This window comes from Ruegeria sp. HKCCA4812 (assembly GCF_013034245.1).
Lineage (GTDB): Bacteria > Pseudomonadota > Alphaproteobacteria > Rhodobacterales > Rhodobacteraceae > Ruegeria.
On sequence record NZ_WQFQ01000004.1, the window covers coordinates 13,193 to 31,615 of the forward strand.

At 51.8% G+C, this 18,423-nt stretch carries 9 protein-coding genes; 3 read left to right on the forward strand and 6 right to left on the reverse strand.

What is annotated here, in order from left to right:
- Positions 1-434: 434 nt before the first annotated feature.
- On the reverse strand, positions 435-5,579 hold the full coding sequence (locus GOW04_RS12575) for a RecQ family ATP-dependent DNA helicase (protein ID WP_171232776.1): 5,145 nt from the start codon (positions 5,577-5,579) through the stop codon (positions 435-437).
- An 831-nt stretch (positions 5,580-6,410) separates the two neighbouring features.
- On the opposite strand from GOW04_RS12575, the gene GOW04_RS12580 reads away from it, so the two are divergent.
- Both GOW04_RS12580 and GOW04_RS12585 read left to right on the forward strand, forming a co-directional pair.
- Entirely contained in the window at positions 6,411-8,027 is a 1,617-nt protein-coding gene (locus GOW04_RS12580; RefSeq protein ID WP_171232777.1) for a DUF262 domain-containing protein, read from the forward strand.
- The gene (locus GOW04_RS12585; RefSeq protein ID WP_171232778.1) at positions 8,020-8,829 is read left to right on the forward strand and encodes a PIN-like domain-containing protein; all 810 of its coding nucleotides are present in this window, start codon (positions 8,020-8,022) and stop codon (positions 8,827-8,829) included. The genes GOW04_RS12580 and GOW04_RS12585 overlap by 8 nt, the downstream gene beginning before the upstream one ends.
- Before the next feature lie 169 nt (positions 8,830-8,998).
- On the opposite strand, the gene GOW04_RS12590 is transcribed toward GOW04_RS12585, so the two are convergent.
- A complete protein-coding gene (locus GOW04_RS12590) occupies positions 8,999-9,274 on the reverse strand; it encodes a hypothetical protein (RefSeq protein WP_171232779.1) in 276 nt (91 codons plus the stop codon).
- Between GOW04_RS12590 and GOW04_RS12595 the strand changes: the two genes are divergently transcribed.
- Positions 9,273-10,832, forward strand: coding sequence for a triacylglycerol lipase (locus GOW04_RS12595; RefSeq protein WP_171232780.1), 1,560 nt, complete (start codon positions 9,273-9,275; stop codon positions 10,830-10,832). The two genes, GOW04_RS12590 and GOW04_RS12595, sit on opposite strands and share 2 nt — an antisense overlap.
- Before the next feature lie 434 nt (positions 10,833-11,266).
- Here the strand turns inward: GOW04_RS12595 and GOW04_RS12600 are convergent, their stop codons facing one another.
- From GOW04_RS12600 to GOW04_RS12615, 4 genes are read right to left on the reverse strand one after another with little or no spacing between them, the layout of a single operon-like run.
- Positions 11,267-13,081, reverse strand: coding sequence for an AIPR family protein (locus GOW04_RS12600; RefSeq protein ID WP_171232781.1), 1,815 nt, complete (start codon positions 13,079-13,081; stop codon positions 11,267-11,269).
- Positions 13,078-14,094, reverse strand: coding sequence for a PD-(D/E)XK motif protein (locus tag GOW04_RS12605; protein ID WP_171232782.1), 1,017 nt, complete (start codon positions 14,092-14,094; stop codon positions 13,078-13,080). The genes GOW04_RS12600 and GOW04_RS12605 overlap by 4 nt, the downstream gene beginning before the upstream one ends.
- Entirely contained in the window at positions 14,078-16,942 is a 2,865-nt protein-coding gene (locus GOW04_RS12610) for a Z1 domain-containing protein (protein ID WP_171232783.1), read from the reverse strand. Before GOW04_RS12610 ends, GOW04_RS12605 begins: the two co-directional genes overlap by 17 nt.
- Complete coding sequence (locus GOW04_RS12615; RefSeq protein WP_171232784.1) at positions 16,939-18,405, reverse strand: ATP-binding protein; 1,467 nt, start codon at positions 18,403-18,405, stop codon at positions 16,939-16,941. The genes GOW04_RS12610 and GOW04_RS12615 overlap by 4 nt, the downstream gene beginning before the upstream one ends.
- Positions 18,406-18,423 lie beyond the last annotated feature (18 nt).

Below are 18,423 nucleotides of genomic sequence, written 5' to 3' on the forward strand. Positions count from 1 at the left end.
AGCATCTAAAATTAAACACGAAAGTCATATCAAATTGCCTTCAATACCCCTTTAAATACCCCCAAGGGAATTCTCATATCATTTCAAGTACTTGATTTATTTATGTGATTCCGCGTTTTGGAATCGCACCAATTGTCCCTCTGCGTCTATTATTGTCCCGTTCAATGCAGGCTAGTCCAACCGTTAAACGTCGTCCAGTAAGCTTAAATCTCTTTCGAGAATGCGCCCAGCCTTATGGTTAACCCGTTTGTGCTTCAGCCGCCTAAGAGCCGCTGACCCAATCGTAGGTTGGAGATCAAAGCTGCCATAAAGTTCCAGCTCCTCGAACAACCGCTTTGCGGACGAACAAGACAGTCGGGCCGCAAGCTTCAACGTAAACAAACGGCCCTGAGCGGTCCTTTATCTTAAGTGCAGCGAATGACCGCTTGACCGCCCTACTTTCCGTTCTGATCCTTCCCTAAAACCCTTTCAGCTACCTTGGCCTCTTCGAATACAAGTTCAGGCAGAACAACTTCCCAATTGGCGCGTTTCATCAGGTGATGAAAACGCTCATCGGCATCTTCCTTACGCCAGCGTATGATGGCCGCGATCTCGCCAGTGACAAATTTCGTTCCAATCGGGGGCGTAAATGCTTTTGCCATCCGCCCGAGGACCCGCCCTTGAAGATCCTCGATGTGCCAGCGATCTCCAACACTGGCGAGCTTGATTGGCGCGCCGACCTGCGCTTCAGCGATCGCGTCATGAACAATGTGCCGATCACCTTGGCGCCCTGCGAACGACAAGTCGACCATCTTCATTTCTGGCGATTGAAAGAACCGGCGCGGGCCAGGGACTGTCGCCAAGTCGGGCACTACGTGCCGCTTGACGACTGAAGGCGACTCAGTGGGAAGGTATTCGTGATTGTCGTTACTCATGACGATCAAATTGCGCCGCGCACGTGTCATGGCGACATAGAACAAGCGCCTCGGCGCGTCCTGATCTTCGTTTCGCGAGGGCCGCTCCCAACCACCATCCAGGATCACGACATCGTCGAATTCGAGGCCTTTCGCGCGATGCGCCGTCAACAACTTGAGGCCACGCTGCTCGCCCCATGAGTCTTTCGACCATTCAGCAAACCATTCGATCACGTCAGGGCTCGGAAGCGCTTTGCCATCAACTTCACGCGCAAGTTGGCCAATTCCCTCGCCGATCCGGTCAGTCCAACGGCTTGAGGGTATCGTGTTCAGGGTTTCGGTAAGGTCGCCCAAGCTAACTAAGGCTGTGTGCCTCTCGCGTAGGCCGTCGATGAACCTCCGCATCTCACGGGTGCGCCAAACACTTGGTAAGTTTTCGTTCGCCATTTCGACGGGAATTCCATGCGCCTCGGCAAAATCACGGACCGGCAGAAGCTTGCGCCAATCACGAGAAATGATTGCCGCCCCTTTCCAGCTCCAATCCGGTATCAGTTTTGACAGGCGGATCATCTCGTTGACTGCCGCAAGGGCCTGAGCGTCATTTCCAGCCGGACAGCCAAGGATTTGGACCCGCCCCTGTGCGACAGGGTCGAGACTTTCCATGATACCCCCAGCCGAGTCCTTTTGCCGCGATTGGTCGACGGTTATCCCATGGCCTGTTTTCATACGTTCCCGTGACCCGTCGATCACGGCGTTCGCCGCACTAATTACGTTCTTCGACGAGCGGTAATTGTCGGTCAGAAAGACTGGCTTGGCTGAATAATCCTGTTCGAATTGCCGGATATGGCGCACAGATGCGCCGGCAAACGCATAGATATTCTGGTCATCATCGCCGACCGCGAACAGGCTGATCCGTTGATCGGGGTCGTCGATACTGCGACCGGCCACCGCTGCGATCAAGGCGTATTCCTCGGGCCCAACGTCCTGATATTCGTCCACGAGAATCCATCGGAACCCTTGGATCAAGGTTTCTCGCAAGGCTTCGGCCTCGATTTTGTCCAGCCCGTCGCCACGCAAGAGACGTGCCGCATCGATCAGAAGCGTCTCGAAATCAGGTTCATCGGCCGTTTCCCGTCCGGCGAAGCTCGCGCCAACCAACCGCATGGCTAAGGCATGGATGGTCAAGACGGTCACAAAGCGAGCATCTTCGCCAATCAGAAGACGCAAGCGTTCCCGGATCTCGGCGGCCGCGTGACGATTGTAGGCGAGCACCAGTATACCGTTTGGATCTTCGCGCTTGATCCGGACCAGATAAGCGACGCGATGGACCAGCACGCGTGTCTTGCCCGATCCCGGCCCCGCGAGGACAAGCACATTGGTTTGTTCGCGGTCGTCACGCACGATCTGCTCTTGTGTCGAATTCCCCAGATTGTCGACGATCTCGGCGTAAGACTGAGGCGTTGCCTGCCGTCTAAACTCCGAAATTTTCCCTGGCATCCAAGCTTTCATGAAGTCGGACTGATCCATTGCGAAATAGTCATGCGCGAGCCGCTGGGCCTGATCGATATCGTCGATGCCTTTGCCCGCATATGCCGCCATCACGTGGGTCTGGATGGTTTGTTCGGTGTAGTGGTCTTCGAGCGGCGCGAAATGCTGGGTGGTAAAAGCGCCGCCCTTCTGATTGATGTGCAACGTCATGGCCGAGCGGAACACGGACAAACCCTTGCCCAGAGTCACCACCTGCTGTTCGTGCAACCACAGAAGCGCCCGGTCCATCAGCTTTGCAGGGTCATTGACAGACGTCCGCAAAAGCGCATCGCTGTTGATTGCTGCAAGAAGGTCGCCAAGCGTGGTCTCGACGGGAACATCTTTACCACGCAGGCCGGCCTGAACCTTGTTGATCAAGTATGAAACCAATCGCTCTGCGGCCTGCCTGCGAAGCTGAGCAGTCTGTTCGATTGTCCCCCATGATCTTTGCATTCGCACCATGACACTGCCTTTGGACACCTTGCGCAGGCCAATATTGCCTTTGCCGCCATCCATGTCGCGGCCATCCTGCGCAATCCCACGGAGCAACCCCTCGACAATATCGGGCCGCACGGAGGCGTGTCCCAGCTCCCGCAGCGCCTGCGCCACTGAGGTCAGATGGCAGGGCAAAGCCTCATTGATGTCCGCGTCTGGCGAGTGCTCTCTAAGGATCGCAATTAGGTCAGCTTCCAACTTAGACGCCGCTTGGAATCGTTTGGGCGAGGCATTTTCGACGCGCACATGCACGAAGATGGTGATGTTTGTATCATCCTTTGCAATCCCCAAGGCCTCGAGATCCGCCAAAGCTTTGCGAACGCCCGACATCGTCAGCCCACTAACCCCGCAGAGCTCGTCCGTGGTGATGCCCTCTTCCTGCGGCGCGTTGATGATATGCTGCACGATGACGGCCAGATCCTCGCGCCGCCGCTCGGTGATCTCAGCGGATGCAAGGATTTCGCGGACCTCTTTCATGCTCCTTACTCGGAGCGAGGCTGGGAACACCTGCACCCGGTTTTCTTCGCGGTTCAGAAGGTGTGCTTCTTCCAGCCAGGCGACGGCCGTCTTCACCCGCGTATCGTCGGTATTGCTGTCCCGCTGGAAATCTCGTTCTTTCTCCTCATGAACGATCTCACCGGGTGTAGCGACTATTTCACCGCCTTTTCCGGTCCGAGCATCAAGACGTCGAAGCGCCTTCAGGATCGCGCCGATTTCGTGCCGCGCGAGTCGAGAACGCGCGCTGAGGCTGAACTGACGATCAACATCTTCGGTATTGAACAACAGGACGCAGTTTGCAGGCTCGCGGTCCCTCCCGGCGCGACCCGCCTCTTGCAGGTAGTTTTCCAACGACCCCGGCACGTCCCCGTGAACCACCAGACGGATGTCCGGCTTGTCGACCCCCATCCCAAAGGCGTTGGTGGCTGCGATCACGCGGAGATTGCCGACGCGGAAGTCCTCTTGGATCTCACGCTTTTCATCGGGGCTGAGGCCCGCATGATACCGTTCAGCGGAGATGCCCTGTTGTTTTAAGAACTCTGCAACGCGCTCGGTAGCGTTTCGGGTTGCGCAATAGACGACAGCCCCCGACACGCCCTCGCGCGGAAGTTGAGCCTCGATCGTGTCGAGGATATCAGCCATCTTGGTGGCCCGCTGCGTTGGCAGCACCTGGAACCTCAGGTTCGATCGCGATGCGCCACCGTCAATCAACGCCAGTTCGGACCCCAACCGCTCTTTGAAATGACTGCGGATGTCCTCCACGACGTCTGGCTTCGCTGTCGCGGTCAAGCAAAGCACCGCAGCCGGCTCGTCGCCTGAGTTTTCCTTGATAAACCGCGAAACGTAGCGATAGTCGGGTCGGAAATCGTGTCCCCATTTAGACACGCAGTGCGCCTCGTCCAGCACCCACAGTCCCACCTCGCGCTGTGCCAGAGCGGACCGAACTGTAGTGCTGCGCAGTTGTTCGGGCGAAATCAAAAGGATCGCAGCATCCCCAAGCCGCACCTTATCGAGCGCGTCTTGGCGCTCGGGTAAAGACAATAACCCGTTAATCGTAACCGCTGAGGAAATTCCGGCCCGTACCAAGCCCTGAACCTGGTCCGCCATCAGCGCCACAAGCGGCGATATTACGACGGTCAAGGCCCCGGTCTTATCGAACCGAGACAGCGCGGGGATCTGATAGCAGATTGATTTACCCGTGCCCGTCGGCAGGATGCCCAACAAATTGTCGCCTTCCATAGCGGTCGCCACGATCTTTTCTTGAAGCGGGCGTCCGTCCTCGTCGACTGGCTCCGGGCGGAAACTGGGAAAGCCGAACCAACGTTCAAGTGCACGGGTGGGATTATTGTGCTCTGCGCAATAGGCACAGTGGGGATCACGACAGTTCGTATCCCTCAGGTCTTTGACGAGCCGTGCTGCGTCACGGAACTGCGCCCTCACCCAAGGTGGCATGACAGAATCCCCACCAGCGACGGAAATCCAGGCAAGGGCATATGCCATCGGCCAACCCAGCCCAGTGTCCGAGAGCCGCTCGAGCAGAGCGTCCACCTGGGCGCCGCATGCCACGTCTTTTAGAAGCGTCTGAATGGCCTCGTGCGCTTCCGCTTCCGTCGGTAAGGGCGCCCCGCGCACGTCGCTGAACAACCGATCAAATCCGTCGCTACCGGGACCTCGGCAGCACAGCCAGTGATAGGCCATCATCGTTTCTGGCGACAACTTGTTCAGCGATACGAAGGCGTCGATCTGGTTGCGAAGAACCTCGAAAACCAGACGCGCGTCGAGCTCGGGATCGTTGACGTGACCACTTTGAAGCCGCCCATCGCGATAGTGCTTGACCAGATGATGGTAGGGATTGCGCGGGAACGCCAAGGGGTTGAGCCACAGCGTATCAATCGGTCCGTCCGCGAGCTTTGCGAAGCGCCGCGAGACCGCCATGAGATGCGGCAGGTCGTGGCGCAGAATATTGTGTCCAATGACATGTGCGAAACCGGCGCAAAACAAGTCGAGTTTTTCAAGCGCGGCCTTTGGGTCACCTTTCCGATGAACAATCCCATCTCCATCGCCTTCGGGGACGGCAGCAAAGGCGAAAACCTGGGCTATCTTGGGATCGACTTCCAGATCAATCGATAGACAGCGCGACAAGATTTTGGATTGTTCCCGCGGCATTTGAGTACTCTTAATTCTTGGCGGAATTGCCTGGGGGTTTTCAGGTGGCTGTTGTTTGCCACGGCCAAGGGCCTTTGATATACCGCGGGAAATTAAGTTCTTCATATTCGCAGGCTAATAATTATTCCCAAGGAGCGGAACCTTCTGCGGCCATTTGACAAAATATGTTGTCCCGATGCCATGCGAGGTGCGGCCAGTTTTTTTCTTCGGGTTTGCAGATCTTACCATCCGGAACCAACGGCCGGTCGACAACATCACTCGGCACCTCTTTGTGAGACCGGAGCTGGCAGGTTTCAGAAAGGCCTGTTGTTCAAAGTTCGCTTGTTCCCCAGCTCGTTGTTCTCTTGCGAAAGCAATGAACTTCCGGTACCCGCCCTGAGCGGCTAACGCTGCGCTCATCATCTTTTTCGTCTTTTGGGCTCAATGCTGACGCTCAGTGACTTCCGATCAAAGTCTGCTTTGCGGGATTGCCGACACTCGACACGCCAGCACTCTGTTGGGCAACACAAGGGATAGGCCACCAAGCCGCCATTCGCTGCATAGGCAAAATGATCATTACGTGTAGTGGAAACTGGACGATTGCTGCGTAGGGCAAGTCACGTACGGTGGCCGCATAGGTTGACAGAAGTTCTTGCACCGCAGTTTGAAGATCCAAACTTGCATTCCTGTTAAAAGTGTTTTCCTGCAGTCTTTCGACGATGTAAAACAAGGGTTTAGCATCAGTATTGAGAAGAATGTAATGGCTTGGCAAATTTCGTTGAATACCTCTACAGCTTACTGCAGGTTGTTGCCTGACACAAAGTACGACAATGGAAAGACGATGAGGTTCCCGTGCAGACTGAACTAAATGCAAGTGCCAGCACAGCCGGATCGCTCTTCGCGAGTTCGGAATTCGAAGTACCACCGTTTCAGCGAGAGTATTCTTGGACAAGTGATGAGGTCAGAGAGTTCTTTGGAGATATTCAGGGCGCCCTTGACCAAGAGAGCTATTTCTTGGGGTTGATCATAATAACAGAAGAGAAAGCGCGTCGACAAATTGTGGATGGGCAACAGCGGATAGTTACGTTGAGTTTGCTTGCTGCCGCACTCTACCACGAAGCACAGAAACGTGGCCGAGAAGCACTGGCAGATCGCCTCAAAGCGGACTTTTTGCGTTCGATTAACTACTCTACCGATCAAACAGATCCTCGCGTTGTCTTAACCGATCCCAGAGATAACGAGACGCTTCAAGACATCCTCGATAATGGCCCGAAGGCTAAAAAGGCTAAGGATGCGGAAGGAGTTTCAGCTCAGATGCGCGCTTCCTTTGATTTGATCTCAAAAGCTCTGGCGACCGATTTAGCTGCGGACCCTTTCAAGCGACTTGGTAAATGGACGGAGTTCATAACGCACAAGCTATACTTTGCAGTGTTTGCACACCCCGATCCTGCCACAGTTTATAGCTTGTTTGAGGTTATCAATACAAGAGGGAGAGATTTGACAACTGCGGATCTGCTGAAGAACTACATTCTGAGCCAAACCTCAGAAGTCAATAAACTTGAGATCTACAATCGTTGGCAATCACTTTCGACCGCTTTTCCAGCTTCCGGCACTACGAGCTTTGTTCAATTCATACGGCATACTGTTACTGTAAACAGTGGCCATGTGTTGCCTCGTGACCTATTCGCATTCCTTGCAGGGCGAAGCAAATCGGTTTCTAAGGAGCCGCCGACAGCCAACGGTTTACTGGATTTATTAGAAGCGCGCTTCCCGCTGTACTTCCAGATGATGGATCCAGCTCTTTCAGGACCCGCTGATGACTTTGCACTAAGAGTGTTTCTTGCGCTTAATCAGCTGAACGTGATTACCGTCCGTCCGCTCATGATGGCAATTAGCGATCTAGTGAGTCCGCATGAGGGGCTTGAATATGTATTGAAACTGGTTGTTCGGCGGATGGTTGTCGGAACACTTGGTACTGGCAACATTGAAAGACGGTTCTCCGATGCCGCTAGGAAAGTCTCCGACGAGAAAACGTGGGAATTCCTGAAGACCGATTTTTTAGATCTGAACCCCAGCAAAGACGACTTTGTAAATCAGCTAAAGAAACGCTCCTTCAATAAAGGCACACTAACATTCCTGCGAAGCTCGATAATTGGCCATACGATTGTTCCCAGTGAATATGAAACTCTACACTTTATCCTCCCTCGAACGGTGACTGGTTGGCCGGGTTTTGATGATGACGAACGTTCAATATGGGCGCCGCGGATTGGCAATACCTTCCTGTCAACTGAAAGTAGGAGACCGGAGGGGGCATTGAACTGGGCCGGGTTTAAGCAAGCGTTGATGCCTACCGCTGCAGAAGGTGAATGGACAGATGTGTTGAATGAATATGATGAATGGAATGTCGAAGCTGTTAAGGCGGTTGGAGGAGATTTGGCGGAGGTTGCTGGGGAAATCTGGTATGATTAACGGTGCCTCACAATGTGCTGATGAAATAGTTGAGCGCATGATAGCAGTTTTTGACCGACAGATTGAAATTCCTGCTCTTGGCGCACTAGTTTCTGCCCTCAGGGTCTCTTCTGCTACAGCAAGTTTAGAAAATGCGGCAATCGCAATTGATGCAAATGCAGTACTCAGGATACCTCAACATCGCAAAAGCTCAGACATCGTCGACTACCTTTCAACACAACACTCCGGTCCAACAATATTGCCGGGCCAAGTCATTCAAGAGTACTGGAACAACCAGCTTGCCGCTGTAGACACTGTCTCCAAGGGCATGCAAAAGAAATATGATTCCTTTAAAACAGAAGTCGGAAGATATAACCAAACTCAAGGTGATGCGTTTTTGAAAATCAGCGAAGGTCTCGAAGCCTTTAAAGACGATAATAGTGAATTGTTCCATCCCGATACAGTTCATAAAACGCTGACTTTTCTTGAAACTTTGTCTGAAAAGGCGGTTGTTCCATACGCTCCACGTCAAGTGTTTCATCAAATTGCTGAGCAACGAAAAAGAGTTAAAACCCCACCCGGTTTTCGCGATGATGGCGATGGTGATTTCTATGTCTGGGTAGATGTGCTCTTTGGCCTGAGCAAAATGATGAAAGATGGGGTGACACCCTCCAGACTGATACTGGTGACTAATGACGGAAAGATTGATTGGTGTCGTGAGGGCGAGGCACACCCAGTTCTTTGCGCAGAAGTTAAAGCTCTTTTGGGAATTGAATTTGAAATTTGGACACTGGACAAATTTTCTCAGGCCGTAACGGGATAGTACTACAATCTCGGACAAGCCCGGTGGAAAACAGGCAACGGTTGATCAACAACATGACGTTGGCTTTGTGGTACTTACCAACAAAATCTAGTAGTTCGAGAATGACACATTAGCGGGCAAAAATGTCCCGCCAAATCACCGGTATTAGAGGAGCTACGAAGCAGCTTCATCATTTGTGGCCAATGTCCGCTATCGGCTCAAATGGGTTGTTCAGGCTCACTGCAGAGAGAGTCGGCAGCGAACCCAAGTCACGGATGTTGCAAGGCGCACCAATGATCGTTTTTCGTGGGATGTCCAAATAACCTGCAAAATCAGTGTCATTTTTGCCCCGAGCTTGTGGCACATTATTTACGAGGTGTTTCGGTTGCTTCGTTCCGCATGACAAAAACAGCCTTGTGTGCGTCAATTGCATTGAGTTTGATTTGGAGGTGAAATCATCCATCATGAAGGGCACTTGGCTTGCGCAACCTCAGAATGGAACAGTTCTTATCTTTGTCCACGGCGTATTGTCTGACGCAGAGGCATGGCGGAATGAAAACGGCACGTATTGGCCGAACCTGCTTAGCGAAGACCCTCGCACTCGCGATGTTGGGCTTTATGTTTTTGAATATGAGACCAGTCTTTTTTCAGGAACCTATCGTATCAATGATGCGGTCGATGCCTTGGCAAACCACCTGCGTTTAGACAATGTTCTCGCCGTCCAACGCCTTGTTTTTATCTGCCACAGTATGGGTGGGATAGTGACTCGGCGATACATAGTGCGCGAGGAGCAAAGTCTCTTAGAAGCCGATGTCGAAATAGGTCTATTTCTAATTGCCTCACCTTCTCTTGGCTCCGATTACTCCACAGTCCTTAGCCCTTTGTCATCCAGTTTACTCCGGCACGCTCAAAACGAAATATTGAGAAGCTCGGACATGAATACTTGGCTCCTTGATTTGGATCGGGATTTTATGACACTGCTAAATGCCCGGCGGCTAAAGGTCATCGGCAAAGAGCTTTATGAAGACAAGTTCGTTGTGAAAAAGCTCTTCTTTATGCGAACCGTCGTCGATCCTTTTTCAGCCGCTCGGTACTTTGCTGACCCTTACCGTGTCCCACACTCCACGCACTTCACAATCTCCAAACCCGAGGGTCGGGATGCAATCCAACACCGTCTTTTAGTGGAGTTCCTCAGCAATTTTGAACCACCTAGACACTCTATTGTTGAATCCGTGGGGAAAGACTGTCGGGTCGAAATTGGGTTCCCAGATGGCGTTCGAGCGGACGAAGTAAAATGCCTGCTTGCGCTGAAGGAGGTTGAGGGGGCGCTGCCAAGTGTCCTCACGGTTTGGCCAGAAAACATGCTAGCAATTGAGAGGCTTGTTGCCAGCCTTTTGGTAGAAGCTGTCGAGCACGAGAAAACCACCTCAAGATTCTACAGTCAGCCCCCGGAAATGATAAGCGAGTTCGTTGATCGTGGGTACAGAGTCACCAAAAATGTGGCGCGGATACGCGCAGGGGTCGACCAACACGCGGAAATGCTAGTCGAGCGAATGCAGGACTACTGGTCGGGGCTGGATAAGATCATTGCCAGAAGCCTCTCGAACTTCATAACGCTCTGTCATGTAAGCGCTATGCGAGAACTATTACAATTGCTTGCAAGCGTTCGCCACATAGAAAATCTGATCCCAGAGAGAGTTGAGCCATGGATTTATCAACTTGGCTCGACAGACACGTTCCGGCAGGTTTTTTCGATTGATCAGCCAATTGCGTATGCGAAAGTCTATTCGCTCTCCGGCTCCGAATTAAGCTTTTATCGCGTCTATTGGGGGCCAGAAAGCGAGGTAATCGACTCTGCAAAGCGGCGCGAGGGTGATCCGGTCACTGGTACTTGGATTGACAAGTACCTTTACCCCCAAAACGAGCTGCACCTACTGAATGAAGGTTCTAGCGAAACGTTTAGATACACTGAAGACGTTGGCATCAGCAAGGTAACTGACTCGTCAGGGCAAGAGCGCGCCTAACTTGCTTGCCGTGGGTGGCGCAAGTGAACCAGGGTCTTTCGTCGAAATAGCCAATTGTTTTTGTCTCTGATTTAAAGGAGTGTTTTGGATCAATTACTTGAAAGCCGCCTTTGGCACAGCTGCCGCAAAAGTCGGCATCGTCTGCTCACGCGCTATCAGCAATCTGGTTTTGAACGTCCGGAATTTGCGGTTCGCGGCCTGCTGCTTGAGCGAAAGACTGCAGTGTGTTCAATGGCTGCTCAGGGGTCTTTGCTTCGGTTTGTACCCAACTCGACGTGGGCGGGTATCGGCATCCTTGTTCCAGCACTCTTCAGGATCAAAAAGCAGCTGATTGGTCGTTGGAAATGACCTATCGATCGAAACAGAAGCGCCGCGGGGACCACAATACTAGGTGAGCAAAAAGAGCCACTACTATCAGTCTTCAGAAACATCCATCAAGTTTTGTCCAAGCTCTTTATCTCTGGAATTCTGCTAGACGGAACCTTAACCTCAATCAGCCTAACTCGAGCCCAAGTCTCAGCCCTTTTAGCCACTTCCGAAAACTGACGACCTGCACCAATCTCATTAAAGGCTTCGTTGACGCTTACTGAGCAATTCCAAAGCATCGCCTCCAGTTCGCGAGAGATCCCTTGGCGATGCCAAACCTGGTCGAGGTCGATAAGTTCACCAAGTTGTTCAGCGATCAAAGCAACCGTGTAACTTGCAATATTAACATAGCCTTGCCGAAATATTGCTTTCGCCTCCTTCTTCTTTATCAAGCTCTCAATCGACTTGAATAGAATAACCTTGGCTATCAATCTTTTGTACCAAGTTGCATCAAGAGGTTCCGGTACGATAGTGGGGTCCTCATCAAGAGCTGCCATAAAAGCGGCAAAGTTCTTTTCTCCACCTAATGCTACTTGGGAAGGCAGACCACGCCAGCTCTCATGATACTTTGCCACATCGTTTTTTGTTAGTTTTCTTCGCGTTGGTATCATGGCGGTAACTTTACGCCGTTGCGCTGGGGTCCGCCCTTCGCGCAGCATCAGCACCTGATACGAACCCGCTGCGCGCTCATAAAACCACCGCCCCATCCCATCCGGACACCATGTGTCATTCGAAAGTTTCTCGAGCTGTATATGAAATGGGCGGTTGGCGGAAAGATCCGACGTTTTTACAGAATTCTGACTATTCGCAAACTTGGAGATATTGGAGATCAGATGTTCTCGACCCTGTTCGTTCTCTCCTTTCAGGATAATGATCTTTGCCGGAACCATTACACGCGAAACATCAATTTCCCGATTGTCCCGTTTTGCAAAATAAATTGATGAAGTGGTTTGGCCTCCGTTGACGATCTGAAGCCCGCGGATCAATGAAATTCCAGTGGTGCCGTCTTCTCTTTTTGTTAGGAGCGCTTCATCACAAACGACGACGAGACCGTTATTGAATGCCATAAAATGCCCAGGCTCTTTTGCCAGCGTTTCGGCTATGCCCTTATTCACTTTTCCTCTGGTTCCAAGAAAAGAACGCACGTTAGCTTCAAGGAGCATTGTGTTGTATCTTTCGTAAAGGCTTCTCACAATTTCACCTGGAATCGCGGCCAAAGCATACTCGTAGTCCAATTCAGGATCCGGAACGTGAACACATGGAAGAGGTTTGCCCAAAGTTTGTTCGAAGCTGATAACGATTTCATCCCTGGGTTTTCCGGAGGTGTGCCGAAAGATACGTTCTATATCCATAGCCTCAACCTGGACTAACCGTCCGTCTACCTCTTGCGGCTTTAGGCGCTTAGACTTGGTTTGTGCGTCTGTGATTACAAAAATTCTTAGTTGATCCAGTTCCGCCCAATGGTTTTGCAACAACTCAACCAAAGGGATAATCTCACTTACTGGATCGAGACGAGGCAGCAACTTCCCGCGTGCACTTTGAACTGCAAAATTGACCGCTTGCTTGGCTGTGTTTTTGACTTCGCTATCCGCCAGTTTCTCCAATGAGTTTGAACCGAAATAGTGCGTAACGAAAAGATCAATCCTCGACTGATCGTCGGATACGCTATACCCCGAAATCCGAAGCTTTGAGTTTCCGACCGTGCCTGTCCAGTGACAAAGTTCCGGGACTTCGCTAATGCCTGCTTCAGCAATGTCATCCATTACTAACTCAGCAAAAACCAACTCTTCCGACGGGTATTCTATGTCAGGGTTTTTAGCCCGCTCCTCAACAACACTGAGAACATGATTTCGAAAGTCCTCGTGAAATTCGCTTAAGTTCATTGATCGATTGTGCCTAGTTGAGCCATCATTTTGTCCAGGGACAAACCAGCGGTTTCTATTGAATCAACATCCAGATCGTAGACGACCTTTGTGATTTGGTTGGGAAGCTTTGTGCGCGCGAGCCTCGGGAAGCCCGGCTCCTCAACGTTGAAGCAACGAATCTCTTCGACCGCAAGACAGCGTTGATACAAGGCCTCATGTTCTTCAAAATAACGGGACGCAAAGAGGCAAGCCTCCAATGACCGTATAGCGCCACCTGCTCTTGCCCTCTCCTTCAGTCTCGACACCAAACTGGGTAATGCCTCCCCGCTATCCTTGTCTGAAAACTGAATCGTGGCCAAAAACAACGGTGACCTGTCGCAATCCAACTGCTCAATGCTATTAATCTTCGCCTTGAACCCAGCGGTGGCAGCAGTGCTTTTAACCTCGACAGCACCCAACCCGACTTGAAAGTCCTGTGCTGCTCGAAAAGGACCTTCCCACATGCCAATGGCACGAGCCAGGCCACCCACCGCATGCGACAATGACTCGAGAAAAACGAGCTCACCCATCAGACCTGCTTGCTTCTCCAGTGAGAGAGGTTTACGCCGGTCCGCCGCCATAAATTTCTGCCAGTCGCCTACGCGCTTTATAAATGCGGGCAGCGCTGAGGCGGAGGAATTTTGGGCCGCATGCTCCACGCGGCGGAGAACGTCCACCGCCATCATCGCAAAAATATCGAGAGAGCCTTCAGCTGACTTCGCAAGTGTGATCAGGCTATTGTCATACCGCCCGCTTTCATCTTTGACGCGTTGAACTTCAAATCCTTGCCCGGTGGGAAGCTGAAGATTTGGAACCATGTTATCAGCAGGAAATTGAATACCTACTGCTTCACGATTTCCGGGTGACACCCTACCCGCAACAAATTGAATTGCCCCCAAATCATGCAGGGCATGCATACGCGAGCCCTCTTCTCTATTCTCTGCAAGTGCTCTCCAAATTCTGTCCAGGCCAACCTCAGTCCAAGAAATCATTCAAGCCCCCCCAAAACACAGAATTGGCCATGTAGCCGGCATTGCTCACTGTCCGACTGGAGCTGCTCCCGGGAAGACTTATCGCCCAAGCGAGAATCGGATCCGCACCATTCAAACGCGCCTCACCGCTCTTTGCCGGATCCGGGTTAACCAGATAGAGAAGCAACAACCCGCGTTCGGTCGCAGGTGACAAGTTATAGTCTGTAGCGTGAGGGCCAAGAATGTGCCTGATTGCCGGTCCTTTTGGCTCCTCCGGCTCCTTGGCTCCTTCGTTTCTGTCGCGATCATTTCTCCACGTTTTGTGGCTGTGTTGTAACGCAGCGCGCCACTGAGCCTCAGATAAATCAATTGACTGATCCCAGGAAGAAATCAGTGTCTTGATCGAGAACCTGTCTTCGTGTTTCGCAGACGACTTCCTTTGGAGCATATTTACTTCAAGGCCGGAAAGAGTTCGTTGTGCATCCTTTCCTCCCGTGCCAACCAGAGCAACCGTCCAATTTGTTAACTCACCATCTTTGTTCATTTCCTCGATGAATTCGGCAATCAACGGCGAAACCACTCGGAATGACGAAGGATGAGTGCGATAGTTTCGCAAGAACTCAATAACTTTCGACGATCGAATGTTGCGCCAAAGATGGCCGTTCCAGCGATGCAAGCCAGGGTCATAGAGTTGATTGGTCAGCGGAATAGGATCCCCCAAGCTTTCAACAAATACGTCACCCGCTTGCAGGTTCGCTCGCAATTCATCTTTATCGAGAGGAAATGTAATTGTCTGAAGAAGGTCGCCAGAGAACGTAAGTCGGATTGGCTTGGCGCTTTTCATTTTGGCGCGCGAGGTAACAGTCAGAATGGAGTGAGACTTAACACGAAGGCCAAAATCCTTTGGCGTCATACCAGCGGCAACCATATTATCGAATTCTTGGCGCAGCTCTTCGGCGGCATCAGCAATGTGCCCGAACCATTGAATCATTTCATGCGTTGTATAGAGACGACACACGTCGAGGTACCTGTCACGATATCCGAACCAACGTCCCATCTGCATCAATGTGTCATACATCTTTGCGGTTCGAAGAAAGTAACTCGTACACAGGCCTTCTAAAGTCAAACCGCGAGCAAGCTTATCGCCACCAATCGCAATGACTTTCAAACCTGTGGCATCATTATCTGCATAGTCCAAGGCCTCTTTGGCCGACCCATTGATCTCCTTGACATCAATGTCTTCGAGTACTTCAGGCAGCACATTCTGAATATCTGCCCAGCTTTGAATATCGCAATCCTCGTCTTCCGAAAACGCTTCACGAATGCGTTGCATGGAAGGCATGTATTCATTCTCAAACTCGTAGCGCATCAAGCTTTCGGTCTCCGCAAGGTCAATCCTTCTCACGAACCGTCGTCTCAAGCTGTTAACGTACTGAGAAACCTGCGCAACAATTTCGGACTGAACTGAAGTGAAGCGAGAAACGTGAATTAGCATAGAAGAGTGTTTTCTACCCTGGCCACGTATCTTTCTGACAGCGCAAGCGTAGATGAAGCTTCTGATCGCTTCTTGCAAACTATCAGGCAACCGCGCTTCACCGGAGATTCTTGGTAGATGGCCGTTTTTGTGGCGCTGCGGCATCCATTCTAGGTAGTCGTCTTCCAACGGGCGGATAAGGGGTAGCTCTTCTGCGGCACTCGACGATGAACCAAACACACGACCAGGCCCCACATAGTTCGTCGGTGCAGCTAGGTTCGTTATGAAAGCGGAAGGAAAAAGATCGGGGCCGTGCTCGTCAGTTGCACCTCGATCATGAATGAAAATATTCGCAAACGGAGTAGCAGTGTAGCCGACATATGCTTTCTTTGTAAACGAATGCAGCAACTGCCTGATCAGGCGATTAATGGTCGTCGGCTCATGTTCGAGGTCAGGTTGCCCGAATTCGTCGACGGGTTTCTCACCTGTATCTACAGACCCATGATCGGATTCATCATCAATAATCAAAAGCGGCAACTTTGAAACCAACCGTCTCCCGGTTTCCGGATCTTTCATGTCATAGGCATGATTTTGGACCCAGTAGAGCAGCCTCTCAAGAACCGTTTTGTTTTTCTTTACCACAAACAGCCATGGTCGCTCTTCCGGCTTGATGGCTAGTTTTCTGGCCGTCGCTTTATCGAAGTCGCCTCTGTCGGATCGATTTGTTGCACAGTTCGGTCGGATATGTGGGTCATTGTCCAGCTCTCCAACTCCGGTCAATGGTAATTCATCGACGTTCGCCAGGGTCGCATAGCCGAGGAAGCCCTCATCAAGCCGAATTTGTGTTTGCGATCGCAGATTGTTGTGAAGGCCCGCGAGCACGATTATGATTTTGTACCCGGCGTCTGCGGCTTTGCAGATTAACCCTGTGTAATTGCCAGTCTTCCCAGATTGAACATGCCCAACTACCAGCCCCCGTCTGTCCCACGCTCCCTCACGGTTAGGGTCTTCCAGGTTGCCCAAGACTTCATCAGTCGCGCGGTCCAATTCCTCAACAGCCAACAAGGGAAGTTGCGTTTCCAGATGCTCTGAATAGCGCCGCCAGTATCGCCAGTCGCTCTTTCGTTCGGCGACGAGCCAGGGAACATGGTCTTCGCCGCTGGAAAGAGTGGCGCTCTTACCAATGCCGTGGCTGGAACGCCTGATCAACTCGTCAATAAGCTCTTCCCGATTGACGATACCGAACTCCTCGAACATGAGAATTTCCAGCTTCTGCAGTTCCTGATCAATAAGATCGGGTGTCAAAACTTCACCTGATTTCTCGATTCTTCTTCGCAGCAACGTTTGCGCCATCTTTAAGATGTCGTTGAATGCCTTTTGCTCGATAAGGCTCATGTTGTTTTCTCCTGAGTCCCCAGTTGCGCCACCAGTTCCGGGTAGCGGTCGAACGGGTTAGTGCGTCCTATTCTCATCCTTGCTTGTTCTTTCGTTAGCCCGCTTGAATGAACCAAGGCATCAAACAGGGCATTCATAGTCTCGAGCACCGCTTCGTCAGGTGTATCATCAAAAGAGCTCTGAGGCGGATCGTTGTCTTCCGCTGTGTCCAGCCAAATTCGTTGAACTGGCACTGTGCCTTCAATTAAGCGAATAAGAGCCTCAATGTCTTTCTTAAGTGGACCGGAGCGCTCAAGGATAGATCTCACCAGGTCATGTTCTCTCGAAATTCGGTATGTCGTGCCGTCAGACTTTTTGTACGCAGACCAGACGTCTCTCACCGCTCCCGAATTTTCAGAAGCGTCTGCAATCAACCTGCCTCGATGAGCAAATACCTTGCGCGCGCGCTCTCTGGTTTCAGCAGCCAGTCGTTGGAGATCAGCTCTGAGATGCACCGGGGGCGTCGCAGTGGATTTTATAATATTGATATTCCACTCTGCATCCGCGGAGTTTGGAATATCCAACCGCAGGCGGGCAAGTTTGTGCGGTTCGTCTCGTGTGAATATCCGGCCCCGCGCATCTCTCAGACGGAGCCATCCACCCAATGCCAACAGGCGACGATTACGGTAGATGTAGAAGCCTTGTTGCGATGTCCACCCGTTTGGACCGGCAGCGGCTGAGAATTCTTTCTCGGACAGCCGGTCTTTGTGAGGAAGAACATGGCATTGTACGACCACGTCTCGCTTAGGTCCAAGGAGATAGTCGGTTGTCTCGTAGGACTTGCTGGGGTGCCCCTTCATAAAGGGATCCCAAGACTGAACGGGCCTGCCGTTAAGATGAATGCTCACTGATTTATCTTCGATCAATCGGTGAAATGTCATCCCAAGATGCTGATCAACACCATCTGCCAACTCAAGCATATCGTCAGGGCCAAAGCCTCTGGTAACGACACGATCCAATGACTGCCAAACGACAACCGTTCCGCTCGCCATTTGATCCAATGGGCTGAGCAAATAGTCTGAGTCAGTTGCTGGGCCTTCAAACAAAGGCCAGTCACCATATTTTGCGTCATTGAAACTATCCAAATCCCATCTGAGACAGGAAACCGCCGACGAAATTGTCTTACTGGCGACAGTTAAGCTGCGCGCCTGGGAAAAACTTGCTGTCTTCAATCCCATGCCGAAACGACCAAGATCGTTGCTTGCACGAGCATCTCGAGGATCCTTGGCGCCCAATTGCATGGCTTCTTCAAGCTCAGAATCCGGCATTCCCCGACCGTCATCGACTATCCTGATCCAGCTGTTTTCACCGGCCCATTCAATCGAGATTTCGATAGTCTTGGCTCCAGCCGAAATGGAGTTGTCCACAATATCGGCAATCGCAGTGGGAGTAGAATAACCCAGCCCCCGCAGAGACTCGACCATGGCCGACGCTTTCGGCGG

Bases quoted from the DNA above. Each gene is read 5' to 3' on its own strand.
- GOW04_RS12575 (WP_171232776.1), bottom strand. From the start codon at position 5,579: ATGCCGCGGGAACAATCCAAAATCTTGTCGCGCTGTCTATCGATTGAT.
- GOW04_RS12585 (WP_171232778.1), top strand. From the start codon at position 8,020: ATGATTAACGGTGCCTCACAATGTGCTGATGAAATAGTTGAGCGCATG.
- GOW04_RS12595 (WP_171232780.1), top strand. From the start codon at position 9,273: ATGAAGGGCACTTGGCTTGCGCAACCTCAGAATGGAACAGTTCTTATC.
- GOW04_RS12590 (WP_171232779.1), bottom strand. From the start codon at position 9,274: ATGATGGATGATTTCACCTCCAAATCAAACTCAATGCAATTGACGCAC.
- GOW04_RS12600 (WP_171232781.1), bottom strand. From the start codon at position 13,081: ATGAACTTAAGCGAATTTCACGAGGACTTTCGAAATCATGTTCTCAGT.
- GOW04_RS12605 (WP_171232782.1), bottom strand. From the start codon at position 14,094: ATGATTTCTTGGACTGAGGTTGGCCTGGACAGAATTTGGAGAGCACTT.
- GOW04_RS12610 (WP_171232783.1), bottom strand. From the start codon at position 16,942: ATGAGCCTTATCGAGCAAAAGGCATTCAACGACATCTTAAAGATGGCG.
- GOW04_RS12615 (WP_171232784.1), bottom strand. From the start codon at position 18,405: ATGGTCGAGTCTCTGCGGGGGCTGGGTTATTCTACTCCCACTGCGATT.